This window comes from Microbispora sp. NPDC004025 (genome assembly GCF_053604425.1).
In genome coordinates this window covers 158,904-175,380 of sequence record NZ_JBSGHN010000003.1, presented here as the reverse complement: position 1 = coordinate 175,380, position 16,477 = coordinate 158,904, and the positions used below count along the sequence as shown (strand labels likewise).

Below are 16,477 nucleotides of genomic sequence, written 5' to 3'. Positions count from 1 at the left end.
GCCCGCCTCAACCCCACTGCAGGTATGCCCCATGACCTGCAATGACCACAGGTGCCCCGCAAATCGGGCCCTACACCTAAATCGGCGGAACAAATCCTCCCGATGTCGGCGGAGCCTCTCCGCGCGGCGGTGCCGGCTCCCGCGGCGGGGGCGGCGGCGCGTGGTAGGCGGAGCCCTGAATCCCGTATTGCCCCTGATGAACGCCGTGACCCTGATGAACGCCGTCTCCCTGCGGGCCGTACGGCGGGGAAGCGGAACGGGCCCGGGCGAGCCGGATCTCCGCGCGGCGCCTGCGTTCGGCCAGTACGGCGGCCAGGTAGGCGTACGGCGGGACGCCCGGCGGGGGCGGCGGCGCCACCTGCGCGCTGACCTGGCCGGCTACGCGCAGTCCTATCTCCTCCCGCATGCCCGGGCTGAGCTGGTGCCACCGGGACAGGTACTGCCGCGCGGTGTTGGCCAGGTCGTCGGACAGCCCGGACAGCTCCAGCGTCGCGGCCCACGACGCGAGCGGCGGGGGCATCTCCGGCGGCGGGGCCTGGCGCGGCGTCCGTTCCCCAATGACGGTCGTCCCGGCGAACAGGTCCCCGAGGCGCTTGCCGCGCTGGTTGACGAGCGAGGTGATGAGCGCGGGGGCGCCGGAGAACGTCCAGAACTCCAGGAACCCGGCGAGCCCGCGGAACAACGCCTGCCGGAAGCGCTCCGGCCCGCCGTCGTCGCTCACCACGCGCAGGCCGAGGGCGAGCTTGCCCAGCGAGCGGCCCCTGCTGATCGTCTCGAACGCGACCGGGTAGCCCACGGTGACCAGCACGATGAACAGGATGAGCAGACCGGTGGCCAGCGACTGGTCGGTCACCAGGGACGCCTGCGTGACCAGCACGAACGCCGTGATCATCGCCGCCCACTGGACGACCCAGTCGATGAGGAAGGCCAGGGCGCGGCTGGAGAGCTGAGCGATGCGAACCTCGACGACGACCGCCTCGCCGGTCACGACTTCGGACACACTGCGCACCCTACTGCCTTCGATACTGCCTTCGATTGCCCCGCCTCGCGGCTGCCGCCGATAGGGTCCGATCTGTGGACATCGATGCGTTCGTCGCCGCGAGCAAGCCGTCCTGGGACCGGTTGGACGACCTCGTACGGCGGCAGCGCACGCTGCGCGGCGCGGAGGTCGACGAGCTGGTCGAGCTCTACCAGAGGGCGGCGACCCACCTGTCCATCGTGCGGTCGGGGTCGGCCGACGCCCTCCTCGTCGGTCGCCTGTCGTCGCTGGTGGCGAGGGCGCGCTCGGCGGTCACCGGCGCCCACAGCCCGGCCTGGCGGGAGGTGGCCCGGTTCTTCACGGTGTCGTTCCCCGTGGTGGCCTACCGGTCACGCCGGTGGTGGATCGGCGCCACCGTCGCCTCACTCGCGGTCGCGTACGTCGTGGGCGTGTGGGTGGCGGGCGATCCCACGGTGCAGAATCTCGTCGGCACACCCGAGGAGATCCGTCAAATCGTCGAACACGACTTCGCCGACTACTACTCGGAGAATCCCGCCGCGTCGTTCGCCGGTCACGTGTGGCTGAACAACGCCTGGGTGTCCATGCAGGTCGTGGTCTCGGCGATCCTGCTCGGCCTGCCCATTCCCTGGATCCTGTGGCAGAACGCCGCCAACGTGGGGCTCCTGGGCGGCCTGATGCACTCGCACGGCAAGGCGGACGTGTTCTGGGGGCTGATCCTGCCGCACGGCATGCTGGAGCTGACCGCGGTCTTCCTGGCGGCGGGCGCCGGGATGCGGCTGGGCTGGACCGTCATCGATCCCGGCCCGAGGCGTCGCGCGGAGGCGCTGGCCGAGCAGGGCAGGGCTGTGATGAGCGTCGCGCTGGGGCTGGTCGTGGTGCTGCTCGTGTCCGGGCTCATCGAGGCGGGGGTCACCCCGTCGGGCCTGCCGACCTGGGCGCGCATCTCGATCGGCGCGCTTGCGGAGGCGCTCTTCCTGGCATACGTGATCGTCTTCGGCCGCCGTGCGGAACGCGCGAACGAGACGGGGGACATCGAGCACGCCCCCGATCTCGCCCCGACCGCCTGACCCACCGCGTAGAACTCAGAGACGGCCGGCGGCCTTCAGAGCGAGATACGCGTCGGCCAGCGCGGGGGCGACGTCCTCCGGCAGGGCGTCCACGACCTCCACACCGTGACGGCGCAGCACGGCGGTGATCTCGCGACGCTCGCCGCGCAGCCGCTCGGCCGCGGCGGCGTCGTAGACCGCCTCGGCGGTGCCCCGCCCGGCCGCCATGTCCGCCACCCGCGGATCGGCGACGGAGGCCACCAGGACCATGTGCCGGGACGACAGGCTGGGCAGCACGGGCAGCAGGCCCTCCTGCATTGCCGCCGCGTTCAGGTCGGTCAGCAGCACCACCAGGCAGCGCCGCCTCGCCCTCGACAGCACGGCCGCCACCATCCCGGCCGCGTCGGCCTCGACGAGCTCCGCCTCGATCGGCGCCATCACGTTCACCAGCGACGACAGCATCTCGGTCCGCGACGCGCCGGACACCTGGGCCCGCACGGCGCGGTCGTAGGCGAGGAAGTCGACGCGGTCGCCGGCCCGGGAGGCGAGGGCGGCCAGCAGCAGCGCCGCGTCCATCGACCAGTCCAGCCGGGGCCACCCGGAAGGGCCGGAGCCGGGCACCGGCGCCACCCCGACCCGGCCCGCCGAGGTGCGGCCGGTGTCGAGCACGATCAGCACGCGGCGGTCGCGTTCGGGCCGCCAGGTCCGCACGACGACGTCGCTGCGCCGGGCGCTCGCCCGCCAGTCGATCGAGCGGACGTCGTCGCCGACCACGTATTCGCGCAGCGAGTCGAACTCGGTGCCCTGGCCGCGCACCAGCGCGGGATGCCGCCCGTCGAGCTCGCGCAGCCGGGCCAGCCGTGCGGGCAGATGCCTGCGGCTGAGGAACGGCGGCAGCACGCGGACCGTCCACGGCACGTGGAACGTGCGCTGCCGGGCCGCCAGGCCGAGGGGCCCGGCCGAGCGGACCGTCACGGCGACGGCCTCCCGATCACCCCTGCGGGTGGGCGTCAGCGTCGTGACCAGGCGCCGCCGCTCGCGGGGCGGCACGTCGAGCGCCGCCCGGCGCGGAGCGGCCCCGGCCGAAGGCTGCCAGGCGTCGCGCAGGACACCCCGGACCCGCCGCCGGCCGGGGTTGTCCACGATCAGGCCGATCGCCGCCGACTGCCCGAGCCGCACCCGCCGTTCGCCGTCGCGTTCGAACCGCAGCCCGCGCACGGCTCCCGCGAGCAGCAGGTCGGCCGCCACGAGCGCGGCGAGCACGAGCAGCGCGGCCGGCACGACCAGGCCGGGCTCGGGAGCGAGGAGCACGACGATCGCGGCGAGGGCGGCGAGCAGTCCCGCGCGTCCGGTCAGCGCCACGCGGCCCTCACCGGGGAACGGGGACGGCGGCCAGGATGCCCTCCAGGATGCCGTCGGGGGTAGCGCCCTCCAGTTCGGCCTCCGGGCGCAGCCCCACCCGGTGCCGCAGGGCGGGCCGCGCCAGGGCCTTCACGTCGTCCGGCGTCACGTACGACCGGCCCGACAGCCAGGCCCACGCGCGGGCGGCGGCCAGCAGCGCGGTGGCCCCCCGGGGGGAGACGCCGAGCTGCAGCGAGGGCGACTGCCGGGTGGCCCGGGCGACGTCCACGATGTAGCCGAGCACCTCGGCTCCCACGTGGACCTGGGCGACCGCCCGGCGTCCCGCCTCGAGGTCGGCCGCGGACGCCACCGGCTTGATCTCCGACAGGTCGCGCGGGTCGAAGCCGAGCGCGTGCCGCTCCAGCACGGCGATCTCCTGATCGCGCGGCGGCAGCGGCACGGTCAGCTTGAGCTGGAACCGGTCGAGCTGCGCCTCGGGAAGCTGGTAGGTGCCCTCGTACTCGACGGGGTTCTGCGTCGCCACCACGATGAACGGATCGGGCAGCGCGCGGGCCTGGCCCTCGACGCTGACCTGCCGTTCCTCCATGGCCTCGAGCAGGGCGGCCTGGGTCTTCGGCGGGGTGCGGTTGACCTCGTCGGCGAGCAGCAGGTTGGTGAAGACGGGCCCCTCGCGGAACTCGAACTCCGCCGTCCGCGCGTCGTAGACCAGCGACCCCGTGACGTCGCCCGGCATGAGGTCGGGGGTGAACTGCACCCGCTTGAAGTCCAGTGCGAGCGTGGCCGACAGCGTGCGTACGAGCAGGGTCTTGGCCACGCCGGGCACGCCCTCCAGCAGCACGTGACCCCGGCACAGCAGCGCGATGACCAGGCCGGTGACGATCGGGTCCTGGCCCACGACCGCCTTGGCCACCTCCGCCCGCAGCGCCGCGAGCGCGTCGCGCGCGGCGTCCGATTCAGGAATGGTCAAGAGTCTCGTACCTGCCTTTCGAGTGTGTCCAGGTGGGCGGAGAGGGCCACCAGCGCGGTGTCGTCCCCGGGCGGCGGGCCGCACAGCAGCGTCAGCACGGGCTGCGGGTCCCGGCCGGTACGGGCGGCCGCCGCGACGGCGACCTCCTCCGGGGTGGCGGTGCGGGGCAGTCCGAGGCGGGGGGCGAGCCGGTCGGCCGCGGCGGCCCGCAGCGCGAGGGCGGCCCGGTCCCTGGCCCGGCGGGACCGGTAGAGGCGTCCGCGGCCCTCCACGGTCTCCGCCGCCCGCACGACCACGGGCAGGCGCTCGACCACGACGGGCCCGAGCCTGCGTCCCCGCCACAGGGCGGCCACGGCCACCGCGACGACGAGCTGGATGACCGCCCACTTCACCCCGGCGGGGATGAGGTCGCCGAGCGATCGGGCCTCCTCGTCCGTCGCGCCGCCGGTCTCGGCGGGCTCGTCCGGCGCGCTGAGCCAGACGAGCTTCGTCCGCGCACCCGCCAGGTTCAGCGCGAGCGCCGCGTTGCCGTCCTCCGCGAGACGCAGGTTGGTCAGGAACGACGCGTCGCCCAGCACGGTCACCGTGTGCCCGTCCGCGGTGTAACGGACCAGGGTGTGCCCGTCGCCGGCCGGATAGCAGCCCGTGGCCCCCGGCGGCCCGGTGAGGGACACGCCGCCGGTGTAGGCGTTGCCGGCCCGCACGGCCTCCCGCAGCGCGCATTCCGGGGCCCGGGACCGGGTGCGCGCCTCGCCATGCCTGCGTACGCCGGGGGCGAGCACGCGGAGGTACGGCACGAAGCCCGCCAGGAGCCGGTCGCCGGGCGCCTCGGCGATGCGGCCGGCGGCGTCGCGGTCCAGGAGGCTCGCCTCCGTGACCAGCAGCAGGGTCTGCGGCCCGGCGGCGGCCACCGCCTCGTCGGGGGTCTCCGCCCGCACCACTTCCACCCCGTGCGCCGCCAGCAGCCGGGCGAGGGCGGCGCCGCCCTGTAGAGAGGTGTCGCCGGGATCGAGGGCACGGCCCCCGGACGGTCCCCCCGACAGCAGTACGGGCAGCGCCGCCGCGGCCAGCACGAGCGCCGCCAGCAGCGTGACCCAGGCCGTCTGCCGCGCGCGTCCCGGCGTCCTGACGGTCATGCGGCCGCACCCGTGCGGGCCGACCGCAGGCGTTCGTCCAGTGCGGTGAGCGTCAGGTAACCCTCCCGGGTGCCGCCCGCACCGCCGTAGGTCACGTCGTCGAACAGGTGTGCCGCCGCGCGCAGGTCGGCCGCGTGGGACGGCAGGGCCTGCCCGGCGGCCTCGGCCAGCTCATCGGCGGTCCGGCCCGGCATCGGGCTGACGACGGCGCGTTCCTCCAGTTCGCGGGCGATGGCGCGCAGCCGCTCCTGGATGGCGCCGGCCCAGCCGCCCTCGGCCGCCAGGCGTTCGGCCTCGGCGCGATGCTCGGCGGCGGTCCGCTCGCGCTGTCCGAACACCGCTCCGCTCTCCGTACGCCGGCCGCCGGAGAAGCGGCGCAGGGCCCACAGGAGCAGCACGGCCAGGACGGCGAGGAGGACGGCGAGGAGGACGAGTGCCACGACGCCGCCTTCGCCCGTGCCGCCGCCGCTCAGCAGGTCGCCGAAGAACTGCGAGATCTCCCGCCACAGCCGGTCGAACAGCGGCTCGTGCTGGTAGCCCGCCCCTGACAGCTCGCGCGCCGCCTCCCGCGCGGCCTCGTCGCGGCCGGTGTCGACGGGCGAGGCGAGCAGTGCGGCGGCCCGCACGGCCGTCACGCCTGCGGGCCGTACGGCCCGTACGGCGGAGCCCCCTGGTGGGGCGCGGAGCCCGGCTCGGCGCCGTAGCCCGGGTGCCACAGGTCGTCGATCCCCGCGTGCACCCAGCCCTGCGACTGGTTGCGCGCCGCCGCCGTCTGCAGCACGAGGTCGAACGCCTCGGCCCGCATCCGCCGGTCGGCGTACAGCAGCCCGGCCACGCCCGCCGAGAAGGGGTAAGTGATCATGGAGGCGAGGACCTGGCCGGCCGTCAGGAGGATCGCCGCGAAGACGGTCCCGGCCGCGGTGCCGCCGCTGAGTATCCCGACGAGCGTGCCGCCGAACGTGAACGGCACCGCCAGCACGCCGCTGATGACGGCCGCGAGCAGGGAGGTGAGCAGCAGGATGCCGAGCACCCGCCAGCTGTCGCCCTTCACCAGACGCCACGAGCGGCTCATGGCGTCGGTGACCCCGCGGCCCTCCAGCACGACCGCGGGGGCCGCCAGCGACATGCGCGTGTAGAAGAACAGCAGGTACGGGACGTAGGCAAGGAAGAACAGCAGGCCGACGAGGACCCCGACCCCGGCGGTGGTGCCCACCGTGCCGTCGAACGCGCCGGCCGCGGCCAGGCTCACGAACACCGCGACGAGCGCGAGTAACGGCAGCAGGAGGATGAGCGCCTGCAGCAGCACCAGCCCGAACAGCGCGGGCACGCGCGACCGCGCGAGCCGCCACGCCTCGCCCACCGTGATGCGCCCGCCGAACACCGCGCGCCCGAGCACCCGGGTGAGGACGCCGGTGAGGATCGTCGTGCCCACGAACGTCATGGCGTAGCCGACGATCCCGCCGACGAGCTGCGAGACCCCTCCGGCGAGCGGCCCGCTCACCGCGTCGGCGGCGTACGGGTCGTCCATGAGCTCGCCGAGCGAACCGGCGGAGAAGGCCTGCCCGATGGCGGTCGGGATGGCGGTGATCGCCGCCACGATCGCCGACAGGCCGAGGGTGGCCTTGGGGTTCGAGCGGATCAGCTTGATCGTGCCGTCGAGGATGTCGCCGAGCGCCAGCGGCCGCAGCGGGATGATGCCCGGCCGCGGCGCGTCCGGCGGCCGGTATCCGTACGGCCCTCCCGGAGCGGGCGCATAGGGAGCGGGCGCATGGGAGGCGGGCGGATACGCTCCCTGCTGCGGCGGAACGGGGGGTGGAGGATCGGCGGGACCTCCCGGTGCGCCGGGTGAGGCCCAGGACCCGGCGGCCCCGCCGTAGGGGGGAGGCTGCTCGGCCGCCCAGCCGGAGGGCACGTCGGGGGTGGAGCCGGGGCCGTCTGTCATGTCCCAATCCTGGCATGATGTACGGGCCTGCCGCGCGACCGTACGCGAGGCTCTCTGGGGATGGCCGAAACAGGGGGTGCGGGAGCACACTTGGAACGTGACCGCACCACGGGATTCCCGCCGGTGTGACCGCATCTGGTCAGATAATCGCGCGCTACGTCTGCTGCGCCTAAACTCCAACCTCTGTCATGGTCGTGTAACACCCAAGTGGCGGCCACCGGTAGCCTGCGGGGGAACCTGTGACAAACGCCCAAATCTCCCATACGCGTACGAATGAGGGGCCATGAAAGGACGCGTGCTGGTCGTCGACGACGACGCCGCTCTCGCCGAGATGCTCGGCATCGTCTTGCGCGGGGAGGGTTTTGAGCCGTCGTTCGTGTCCGATGGCGACAAGGCGCTCGACGCCTTCAGGGACACCCGGCCGGACCTCGTCCTGCTCGACCTGATGCTCCCCGGCGCCGACGGCATCGACGTCTGCCGCCGCATCCGCGCGGAGTCCGGTGTCCCGATCGTGATGCTCACGGCCAAGAGCGACACCATCGACGTCGTGCTCGGCCTGGAGTCCGGCGCGGACGACTACATCGTCAAGCCGTTCAAGCCCAAGGAGCTCGTCGCCCGCGTGCGCGCCCGCCTGCGCCGCACCGACGAGCCGACCCCCGAGATCCTGCAGATCGGCGACATCACCATCGACGTGGCCGGCCACTCGGTCAAGCGCGGCGAGGAGACCATCAACCTCACGCCGCTCGAGTTCGACCTGCTGGTCGCGCTGGCCCGCAAGCCCCGCCAGGTCTTCACCCGCGAGGTGCTGCTGGAGCAGGTCTGGGGCTACCGGCACGCCGCCGACACCCGTCTCGTGAACGTGCACGTCCAGCGCCTGCGCGCGAAGATCGAGAAGGACCCCGAGCACCCCGAGATCGTCGTCACGGTCCGGGGCGTGGGTTACAAGGCCGGACCGGCCTGAGCCGGTCGTCACCGTCATGCCGGTCCCCGCGAGGAAACCCCGTCGCAGGACCCCGGGCCAGATCGCCCGTGGGGTCCGCAGACGCACGCGCCGCCTCGCGGGCCGGCTGCGGCGCGCCTGGCGCCGCTCGCTCCAGCTTCGCGTTGTCACCAGCACACTCGTGCTGTCGATGGCCGTCGTGGCCGTCCTCGGCGTCTTCCTGTACCAGTCGATCAGCGCCTCGGTGCTGACCTCCAGCGAGGTGGCGGCGGTCGAGGAGTCCCGGGCGAACGTCGCGACCGCGAGCGGCTACCTAACCCAACCGGCGGACGTGACCGACAACGCCCAGGACGCCACGGCTCAGGGGCAGACGGTCAACCCCGTCGACGCGGCGGCCAAGGCCCTGACCGACCGCTCCGGCGGCCGCTACGACGTCGTCGTCTTCAACGAGGTCTCGGTCGGCGAGGGCCGGGCGTCCGGCCAGGTCGACTGGTCGAGCATCCCGGTCTCGCTGCGGGAGAAGGTGCAGGGCAGCGAGGAGCAGTCGCTCTGGAAGGCGTTCACGACGATCCGCTACATCGGGGCCAAGCAGCCCGAGAGCGGCATGGTGGTCGGCGCCCGCGTCAACGGGACCTACGAGATCTACCACGTCTTCCCGCTCGGCGACGAGGAGAAGACGCTGCTCACGGTGCAGCAGATGGTCTTCGGCGCGGGAGCCGCGCTCGTGCTGCTGCTCGCCGGTGTCGCCTTCCTGGTCACGCGGCAGGTGGTCACGCCCGTACGGCTCGCGCGCCAGGCCGCGGAACGGCTCGCCGCCGGCCGTCTCGAGGAGCGGCTCAAGGTGCGCGGGGAGGACGACCTCGCCCGGCTGGCGACCTCGTTCAACGAGATGGCGTCCAATCTCGCTCTGAAGATCCACCAGCTGGAGGAGCTCTCGCAGGTGCAGCGGCAGTTCGTCTCCGACGTCTCCCACGAGCTGCGCACGCCGCTGACGACCGTCCGGATGGCCGCCGACCTGCTGTACGAGGGCCGCGACGACTTCGATCCCGCCTCCGCCCGGGCCGCCGAACTGATGCAGAACCAGCTCGAACGCTTCGAGTCGATGCTCGCCGACCTGCTGGAGATCAGCCGGTACGACGCGGGCGCGGCCACTCTCGACCTGGATCCCGTCGACATGCGCGACGTGGTGCTGCGCGCGGTGGGCGACTCCGAGACGCTCGCCGAGCGGCAGGCCACCCGGTTCGAGCTGCGCCTGCCCAACGAGCCCTGCATGGCCGAGGTGGACAGCCGCAGGGTCGAGCGCATCCTGCGCAACCTGCTCTTCAACGCCATCGAGCACGGCGAGGGCAAGGACATCGTCGTCACGCTCGGCGCCGACCGCGACGCCGTGGCCGTGGCCGTACGCGACCACGGGGTCGGCCTGAAGCCGGGTGAGGAGACGATGGTGTTCGACCGCTTCTGGCGGGCCGACCCCTCCCGCGCCCGGACCATCGGCGGCACCGGGCTCGGCCTGGCGATCTCGCGGGAGGACGCCATGCTGCACGGCGGCTGGCTCCAGGCGTGGGGCGCTCCGGGGGAGGGCAGCCAGTTCCGCCTGTCGCTGCCGCGCGTCGCGGGCGCCCCGCTGCGCGGGTCGCCGCTCCCGCTCGTGCCGCCGGAGGTCGAGATGCGGCGCACGTGGCGCGGCCACGCCACGCCGGTCCTGACCCCGGCCGCCGGCGTCGCGCCGGAGGCGGCGCCGCGGGCGCGGGAGAACGCGGAGGCGGGGGCCTTCGATGCGGAGTGAGCGGCTCGGCGCCCGCCGTCTCACCGCTGTCGCCGGTGCGGCGCTCGTCCTGGTCACCGGCGGTGCGGGGTGCGCCACCGTGCCCACGAGCGGCAGCCCCCGCCCGGCCCAGGAGGACCACGGCAAGGACACGCTCAGCCAGCCGTACGTGCGGCTGATCGCCACACGGCCGAAGAAGGGCGCCCTGCCCGAGGACATCGTCAAGGGCTTCCAGGCGGCCATGGCGGCCTTCGACGACCGGAACCTGAGCGTCGCCAGGGAGTACCTCACCCCCGGCGCGGCCAAGGTCTGGAACCCGTGGCGGCAGACCCGGATCTACGAGGGCAAGATCGAGTCGGACCGCGCGCAGAACCTCCAGGAGGTGAGCCGGACGACGGTGACGATGAAGGGCACGGCGGTCGCCACGATCGACGAGGAGGGCAGGTCCACCCCGGCCGCCGGCAACTTCGTCGAGCCGTTCACGCTGGTCAAGCAGAACGGCGAGTGGCGGATCGACGTGCCGCCCGACTCCCGCCTGCTGTCGTACGACGACCTGTGGCGCGCGTACCGGAAGGTGGACCTGTACTATCCGCCGGCCACCGGGGAGGTCGGCCTCGTGGCCGACCGCGTGTGGGCGCCCGTCGAGCCCAGCCGGGGGGTGCCGGAGACGCTGGTCCGCCGCCTGCTCGCCGGACCGACCTCGTCCATCAGGAACGCGGTCAGCAGCGCCTTCCCGCCGGGAACGCAGCTCAACCGCATCACGGTCGAGGGCGACACGGTCGTGATCGACTTCTCCGCGGAGCTGGAGTCGGTGCCCTCCGACCGTCTCGACGCGCTGAAGGCCCAGCTCGTCTGGACGCTCGGCGAGCTGGTGACCGGCCGGACCGTCGAGATCCGCGCGAACGGCGGTTCGGGGCTGCGCTTCCGGCCCGCCGACTACGCCCGCTACGACCCGAGCGTGCTGACCGGCTCGGTGCAGGCGTACTACATGCAGGGCGGCAGGCTGCTGCAGTTCAAGGAGAAGGGCGACGGCACGCCGGTGCCCGGCGCGGCGGGCGAGCAGGCCGGGAAGTTCTCCCAGCCGGCCGTCTCCGACCCCGGGGACTTCCCGCCCCTCGTGGCCGCCCTGGTCAACGGCGACGGCGTCTACGCCGCCCCGATGACACCGGGCAGCCAGTGGCAGCGGTGGATCGCGGGCGGGGACATGAGCCCGCCCTCCTGGGACCGGTACGGGGCCGTCTGGTCGGCCGAGAGGGTCAACCCGCACGAGAGCCGGGTCTGGGTGGCCGAGAACGGCCGGGCCCGCCGGGTGGACGTCAACGAGGAGCTGTCGTACGGGCGCATCGTCAAGCTGCGGGTCTCCCGGGACGGCGCCCGCGTCGCCGCGATCCTCGACGACGGCCTCGGCACCTCCGTGAAGATCGGCACGATCGTCCGCAACGGCCAGCAGACCCGGATCGAGTCCATACGGACGCTCATCGAGCCGCGCGACGCGCAGAAGATCAAGGACATCGCGTGGCAGGACGCCGCCGACCTGCTCGTGCTGTCGGAGGGCAGGAGCGGCCAGGAACTGGTCACGTGGTCGGTGATGGAGGGCGTCGTCCCGGGTGACGGGCCCATCAAGCTCGACTCGAAGGTCAAGTCGGTCGCCGCCGCCCCCGACCACGTCCTCGCGGCGGCCGACGACGGCCAGGTGCTCACCTACAGCATGGACAAGCACGCCTGGACCCCGCGCGCCTACAACGGCGCCACCAACCCCGTCTACCCCCTCGGCTGAGCCGCCCGGAGCGGATTGTCGGTGGCGGGCGGCATGCTGGGCGCGTGCCGGCGGCCCTGCTCGACCTGATCCTTCCGCCCCGCTGCGCCGGATGCGGCGCGCCGGGCACCATGGCCTGCCCGTCCTGCACGGCCGGGTTGCTGCGGGAGCCTGCTCCCCGGCCGCCGGATCCGCCGCCCGCGGGCCTGCCGGACTGCTGGTCGGCCACCGTCTACGACGGAGCGGCCCGCCGGATGATCCTCGCGCACAAGGAACGCGGCCGTACGGCCCTGGTGCCGGCCCTGGCCGCCTCGGTGAGCGCCTGTGTGGCCGCGTGGGCGGCGGACGGGGAAGCGGACCGCGAGCTGTGGCTGGTGCCGGTTCCGAGCGCCAGGGCCGCCTCCCGCCGCCGCGGGCACGATCCCGTGCGGAGCCTCGCCGCGGCGGCGGCCCGGGAGCTGTGCCGGCGGGGCCGCCCCGCCGCCCTCGCGCCCCTGCTCCGTCAGGGCCGGCGCGTGGCCGACCAGGCGGGGCTGGGATCGGCGGAGCGGGCCGTCAACCTGTCGGGCGCCTTCGAGGTCGCGCCGGGCGCGGCGGCGCGGCTGCGGCCCTCCGGCCGCCGTCCGGGGGCCGTCGCCGTGGTCCTGGTGGACGACGTCGTGACGACCGGGACGACGCTGGCGGAGGCGGCCAGGGCGCTGCGCGCCACGGGCACGGAGCCGGCCGTGGCGGTGACGATCGCCGCGACACGCCGGAGACGCCGGATTGGTGAACATCACCGACAGTAAAGACTGGTGCAAGCCGAGGGTGCCCTGCGGCGGGGCGGCTCTATGCCGGATTTGCGGTGAGTTACCTGCTCAGTGCAGGTGTGAATGCCGCGCTGGCGGGGATTCCCAGAACATGACCGCGAATTTTCCATCGGCGAGACGGCAACCGGGATCACGCAAAGTGATCGTTTAGCCGATCTCCTGGCTGACATTCGAGGCGGTAGCGACTAGCGTTCAGACATGGCACCCGTTCGGGTCCGTGGTTGCGCCGGGCCGACTCCATCGCGGAGTCCGGCCTGGCTAGCCGATGCCAGCCGCAGGCGAAACGGCCCACGTAAGGCGACTCTTGGTCGACCGATCACGGTGCGGCTTAGAGGTAAGTCCTGCCCTCCCGGGGGTCCAGATGTCCCCCGTCAGAGGAGAAGGGTAGTAGTGGCGAGTGAGCTGCGAATCTCTCAGCAGGCGGATGTGGGGACGAAGACCAGGTCGGCCGGACGGGTGTCCAAGGAGCGCGTGCACCACCGTCGATGTGCGAAGGGGGGCTTTGCGTGGAAATCATCGTCAAGGGACGGCACACCACTGTAGGTGACCGGTTCCGCGATCAAGTGACGTCCAAGCTGGCCAGGATCCAGAAGCTCAACAACAAGCTCATCCAGATCGACGTAGAGGTCTCGAAAGAGCCCAATCACCGGCAGAGTGGGCAACGTGAACGGGTGGAGTTGACGATCCACTCGCGGGGCCCCGCCATTCGCGCCGAGGCCTGTGCGGACGACCGGTTCTCGGCGCTGGACATCGCCATCGGCAAGCTGGAGGAGCGGCTGAGGCGCCTGGCCGACCGCCGCAAGATCCACCATGGGAAGAACTATCCTCGCTCGGTCGCCTCGTACACCGCGGTGGCGGACGTCCAGGGGGAGATCCAGACCCTCCGGGAGGAACCGGAGCCGACGCCGGTCGCGGAGATCCCGGCGGAGATCGCCGCGGAGCGGGGCGCGACGTCCGAGCCCATCGTGCCCATCGAGATGGACGGCGAAGGACCGCTGATCGTACGCGAGAAGTTCCACAAGGCCGACCCCATGACGATCGACCAGGCGCTCCTGGAGATGGAGCTGGTGGGTCACGACTTCTATCTCTTCCGGGACAAGGAAGGGGGCCAGCCGAGCGTCGTCTACCGCCGGCGTGGCTATGACTACGGAGTCCTCAGGCTCGTCGAGAGCTAGCTTCCGCGAGGCGCCCCGGCCCGGACATCTGGGCCGGGGCTCCGCACATCCGGGCAGAAACCGGGCGGAGAGGGACGGACGGGCGCGACAAGATCCCTAACCACCCTGGCACCCGTGTAATGATGGCGATCCAGCGTCCTTGGCCCCCGCAAGGAGGTTCCGTGACCCGACCCGACGAGGCGGCCCGAGCAGCCGGTCGAAGCGAGCCGATCCGTGTGCTGATCGTGGACGATCACGCGCTGATCCGCCGCAGTCTGGAGCTCGCGCTGGCCGCGGAGGCGGACATCGAGGTGGTAGGCGAGGCGAACGACGGCCAGGAGGCCGTCGAGCTCGCGGACCGGTTGATGCCGGACGTGGTCCTGATGGACGTCCGCATGCCGAGGCTGGACGGCATCGGGGCGACCCGGAAGATCAAGGAGTCGGTGCCGAGCACCCGGATCATCATGCTGACGGTCAGCGACGAGGAGGAGGACCTCTTCGAGGCGATCAAGGCGGGTGCCACCGGATACCTGCTCAAGGACGTCCAGATCGACGAGGTGCCCGACGCCGTGCGCGGCGTCCACGAGGGTCAGTCGCTCATCAACCCCGCCATGGCGGCCAAGTTGATCAGCGAGTTCGCGAACATGAGCCGCAAGGAGGCCGAGCGGCCGCCCCAGCTCCCGGTTCCCCGCCTGACCGAGCGGGAGATGGAGGTCCTGCGCCTCGTGGCGAAGGGCATGAACAACCGCGAGATCGCCAAGGACCTGTTCATCTCCGAGAACACGGTGAAGAACCACGTCCGCAACATCCTGGAGAAGCTCCAGCTCCACTCGCGCATGGAGGCCGTGGTCTACGCCGTGCGCGAGCGGCTGCTGGAGATCACCTGAGCGGGGTGACCGCGTCGTCTGTCGTCATGCGTCCACTGTCGGAACAGGTCCTCAGGGGGCACTTGGCGATGGCTTGGCCGGCGGCGCCCCCTCGGGACCACGGGCCACGGCGGCGCGCAACGGGGCCTCCAGGTCCGGGGCGGTGACCCGCTCCACCCGCACGTCGGTGCAGCCGACCCAGCTCGCGGCCTCCCACAGGGCGTCGCTCATCGCCTCCACGGCCCTCGTGCGGCCGCCGCCCGGCTCGAAGCCGACCTGCCGGGCGACCAGCGTGGCGCCCTCGCGGGCCGGGTCGACCCGGCCGATGATCCGTCCGCCCGCGAGCACCGGCATCGCGAAGTAGCCGTGCACCCGCTTGTCCTTCGGGACGTACGCCTCCAGGCGGTGGTTGAGGCCGAACACCCGCTCCGCCCGCGCCCGCTCCCAGATGAGCGAGTCGAACGGCGACAGCGGCGTGGTGCGGTGCCGCCCGCGCGGCTCGCCGTCCAGCGCCGCGGGATCGGCCCAGGCGTTCGGCCCGCCCGCGTCCGCGCCGCGCCGTGCGGGCCAACCCGACACGCGTACGGGCACGAGGCCGGCCGCGCCGCTCAGCAGCGCCTCGTCGAGCATGGCGGCGTGCCCGCCCTTGACGCGGGTGAAGTCGACCAGGTCCGCCCTGGTCGCCACGCCGAGCGACCGCCCGGCGATCGCGGTCAGCCGGGCCACGCACTCCTCGTCGGACAGGTCCTGCGCGAGCAGGTCCGCGGGGACCGCGCGCTCGGCCAGCTCGTAGACGCGCCGCCAGCCGACGCGGCGGGTGCAGACGACCTCACCGATGTCGAGCAGGAACTCAATCGCGATCTTGGTGTCCGACCAGTCCCACCACGGGCCCCCGTTCTTGGCGCCGCCGATGTCGGCCGTCGTCAGCGGGCCGTCCGTGCGCACCTGCTCCAGGACCTTGTCGACGACGGGCGGCACCTCGTGCCAGCGGAACCGCCGCTCCCGGTAGGCCCGGCGGCGGAAGGCGTACAGCGGCCACTGCTCGACGGGCAGGATGCAGGCGGCATGGCACCAGTACTCGAAGGCCCGGGCGGGGTCGTCCCAGTAGGCCCGCTCGACCGCGGGGCGCCCGACCGCCCCCAGGCGCGCGTACGCGACGAGCTCATGGGAGCGGGCGAGGACGGAGATGGTGTCGAGCTGGACGGCGCCGACGCGCCGCAGCATGGCGGAGACGCCGCCGCCGCGGGCCGCGGCGCCGAGGAAACCCTGGGCCCGGAGGATGATCCTGCGGGCCTCGTCAGCGGTGAGATCGGCGGTCAGGTCGGTCACAGCCACAGATGCTAGACGCCGTGACCGACAAAACGCTTACGGTGGTTCGGATCCGGGTCCGGGACGGCCTCAGGAGGTGATGGACCGGTGCTCGAACGGCGAGTGGTGCTCCTGGACCGGAATCTCCCTGGGGGCGTCCACGATCACGTCCGAGAAGATGTCGAACGCGAGCGCGAGGAGCCCGCCGACGGCGCAGATGCCCACGCCGATCCAGACGAAGAGCCAGTTCGGGCCGAGGGTCAGCGCCACGCCCCCGACAGTGAAGCCGATGAGGATGATGGAGACGGCGAGCCAAGATTTGGCGCTACCCGCGTGGCTGCCCTGGTGTCCGCTCTGTGCCATACCCCGTTTTCTACCTGATGGCAGAGGTGGTCGGAACATCGGGGGATCCTTGGGCGCGGTTTT

15 protein-coding genes are annotated in these 16,477 nt (G+C 72.8%); 7 read left to right on the top strand and 8 right to left on the bottom strand.

Annotated elements, in window-relative coordinates; genetic code table 11:
- Positions 1 to 76: 76 nt before the first annotated feature.
- Positions 77 to 1,000, bottom strand: a complete 924-nt coding sequence (locus ACWEQG_RS09015; protein ID WP_452283148.1) for an RDD family protein — start codon at positions 998 to 1,000, stop codon at positions 77 to 79.
- Between the two features lie 74 nt (positions 1,001 to 1,074).
- Here ACWEQG_RS09015 and ACWEQG_RS09010 point away from each other — a divergent pair, with 74 nt between their 5' ends.
- Positions 1,075 to 2,067 carry a stage II sporulation protein M gene (locus ACWEQG_RS09010; protein WP_452283146.1) on the top strand — a complete coding sequence of 331 codons (993 nt, stop codon included), beginning with the start codon at positions 1,075 to 1,077 and terminating at the stop codon, positions 2,065 to 2,067.
- A gap of 15 nt (positions 2,068 to 2,082) precedes the next feature.
- Here ACWEQG_RS09010 and ACWEQG_RS09005 read toward each other — a convergent pair whose 3' ends face one another.
- From ACWEQG_RS09005 to ACWEQG_RS08985, 5 genes are read right to left on the bottom strand one after another with little or no spacing between them, the layout of a single operon-like run.
- A complete protein-coding gene (locus ACWEQG_RS09005) occupies positions 2,083 to 3,408 on the bottom strand; it encodes a DUF58 domain-containing protein (RefSeq protein ID WP_452283144.1) in 1,326 nt (441 codons plus the stop codon).
- A gap of 7 nt (positions 3,409 to 3,415) precedes the next feature.
- Positions 3,416 to 4,375: an AAA family ATPase gene (locus ACWEQG_RS09000; RefSeq protein WP_452283143.1), complete on the bottom strand. Its 960-nt coding sequence runs from the start codon at positions 4,373 to 4,375 to the stop codon at positions 3,416 to 3,418.
- Positions 4,372 to 5,511 carry a DUF4350 domain-containing protein gene (locus ACWEQG_RS08995; protein ID WP_452283141.1) on the bottom strand — a complete coding sequence of 380 codons (1,140 nt, stop codon included), beginning with the start codon at positions 5,509 to 5,511 and terminating at the stop codon, positions 4,372 to 4,374. Before ACWEQG_RS08995 ends, ACWEQG_RS09000 begins: the two co-directional genes overlap by 4 nt.
- Positions 5,508 to 6,146, bottom strand: a complete 639-nt coding sequence (locus tag ACWEQG_RS08990) for a DUF4129 domain-containing protein (RefSeq protein WP_452283139.1) — start codon at positions 6,144 to 6,146, stop codon at positions 5,508 to 5,510. The genes ACWEQG_RS08995 and ACWEQG_RS08990 overlap by 4 nt, the downstream gene beginning before the upstream one ends.
- Positions 6,143 to 7,453: a glycerophosphoryl diester phosphodiesterase membrane domain-containing protein gene (locus ACWEQG_RS08985; RefSeq protein ID WP_452283137.1), complete on the bottom strand. Its 1,311-nt coding sequence runs from the start codon at positions 7,451 to 7,453 to the stop codon at positions 6,143 to 6,145. Before ACWEQG_RS08985 ends, ACWEQG_RS08990 begins: the two co-directional genes overlap by 4 nt.
- A gap of 283 nt (positions 7,454 to 7,736) precedes the next feature.
- On the opposite strand from ACWEQG_RS08985, the gene mtrA reads away from it, so the two are divergent.
- The 6 genes from mtrA (at position 7,737) to ACWEQG_RS08955 (ending at position 14,764) form a co-directional block, all read left to right on the top strand.
- Positions 7,737 to 8,414, top strand: coding sequence for an MtrAB system response regulator MtrA (gene mtrA / locus ACWEQG_RS08980; protein ID WP_030509347.1), 678 nt, complete (start codon positions 7,737 to 7,739; stop codon positions 8,412 to 8,414).
- 16 nt (positions 8,415 to 8,430) lie between these two features.
- Positions 8,431 to 10,179, top strand: a complete 1,749-nt coding sequence (mtrB, locus tag ACWEQG_RS08975) for an MtrAB system histidine kinase MtrB (protein WP_452283135.1) — start codon at positions 8,431 to 8,433, stop codon at positions 10,177 to 10,179.
- Positions 10,169 to 11,935: an LpqB family beta-propeller domain-containing protein gene (locus ACWEQG_RS08970; protein ID WP_363460889.1), complete on the top strand. Its 1,767-nt coding sequence runs from the start codon at positions 10,169 to 10,171 to the stop codon at positions 11,933 to 11,935. Before mtrB ends, ACWEQG_RS08970 begins: the two co-directional genes overlap by 11 nt.
- 44 nt (positions 11,936 to 11,979) lie before the next feature.
- Positions 11,980 to 12,702 carry a ComF family protein gene (locus ACWEQG_RS08965; RefSeq protein ID WP_452283134.1) on the top strand — a complete coding sequence of 241 codons (723 nt, stop codon included), beginning with the start codon at positions 11,980 to 11,982 and terminating at the stop codon, positions 12,700 to 12,702.
- 527 nt (positions 12,703 to 13,229) lie between these two features.
- Positions 13,230 to 13,898 (top strand): ribosome hibernation-promoting factor, HPF/YfiA family, encoded by a 669-nt coding sequence (gene hpf, locus ACWEQG_RS08960; RefSeq protein ID WP_363460893.1) that lies wholly within the window; start codon positions 13,230 to 13,232, stop codon positions 13,896 to 13,898.
- Positions 13,899 to 14,059: 161 nt separating this feature from the next.
- Positions 14,060 to 14,764, top strand: coding sequence for a response regulator transcription factor (locus ACWEQG_RS08955; RefSeq protein ID WP_346230376.1), 705 nt, complete (start codon positions 14,060 to 14,062; stop codon positions 14,762 to 14,764).
- Positions 14,765 to 14,815: 51 nt separating this feature from the next.
- Here the strand turns inward: ACWEQG_RS08955 and ACWEQG_RS08950 are convergent, their stop codons facing one another.
- Both ACWEQG_RS08950 and ACWEQG_RS08945 read right to left on the bottom strand, forming a co-directional pair.
- Positions 14,816 to 16,072 (bottom strand): winged helix-turn-helix domain-containing protein, encoded by a 1,257-nt coding sequence (locus ACWEQG_RS08950; RefSeq protein WP_452283132.1) that lies wholly within the window; start codon positions 16,070 to 16,072, stop codon positions 14,816 to 14,818.
- Positions 16,073 to 16,141: 69 nt separating this feature from the next.
- On the bottom strand, positions 16,142 to 16,414 hold the full coding sequence (locus ACWEQG_RS08945; protein ID WP_363460898.1) for an HGxxPAAW family protein: 273 nt from the start codon (positions 16,412 to 16,414) through the stop codon (positions 16,142 to 16,144).
- Positions 16,415 to 16,477 lie beyond the last annotated feature (63 nt).

Excerpts from the sequence above, each read along its gene's own strand:
- mtrA (WP_030509347.1), top strand. The coding sequence starts at position 7,737 with ATGAAAGGACGCGTGCTGGTCGTCGACGACGACGCCGCTCTCGCCGAG.
- mtrB (WP_452283135.1), top strand. The coding sequence starts at position 8,431 with ATGCCGGTCCCCGCGAGGAAACCCCGTCGCAGGACCCCGGGCCAGATC.
- ACWEQG_RS08995 (WP_452283141.1), bottom strand. The coding sequence starts at position 5,511 with ATGACCGTCAGGACGCCGGGACGCGCGCGGCAGACGGCCTGGGTCACG.
- ACWEQG_RS08945 (WP_363460898.1), bottom strand. The coding sequence starts at position 16,414 with ATGGCACAGAGCGGACACCAGGGCAGCCACGCGGGTAGCGCCAAATCT.
- ACWEQG_RS08985 (WP_452283137.1), bottom strand. The coding sequence starts at position 7,453 with ATGACAGACGGCCCCGGCTCCACCCCCGACGTGCCCTCCGGCTGGGCG.
- ACWEQG_RS08970 (WP_363460889.1), top strand. The coding sequence starts at position 10,169 with ATGCGGAGTGAGCGGCTCGGCGCCCGCCGTCTCACCGCTGTCGCCGGT.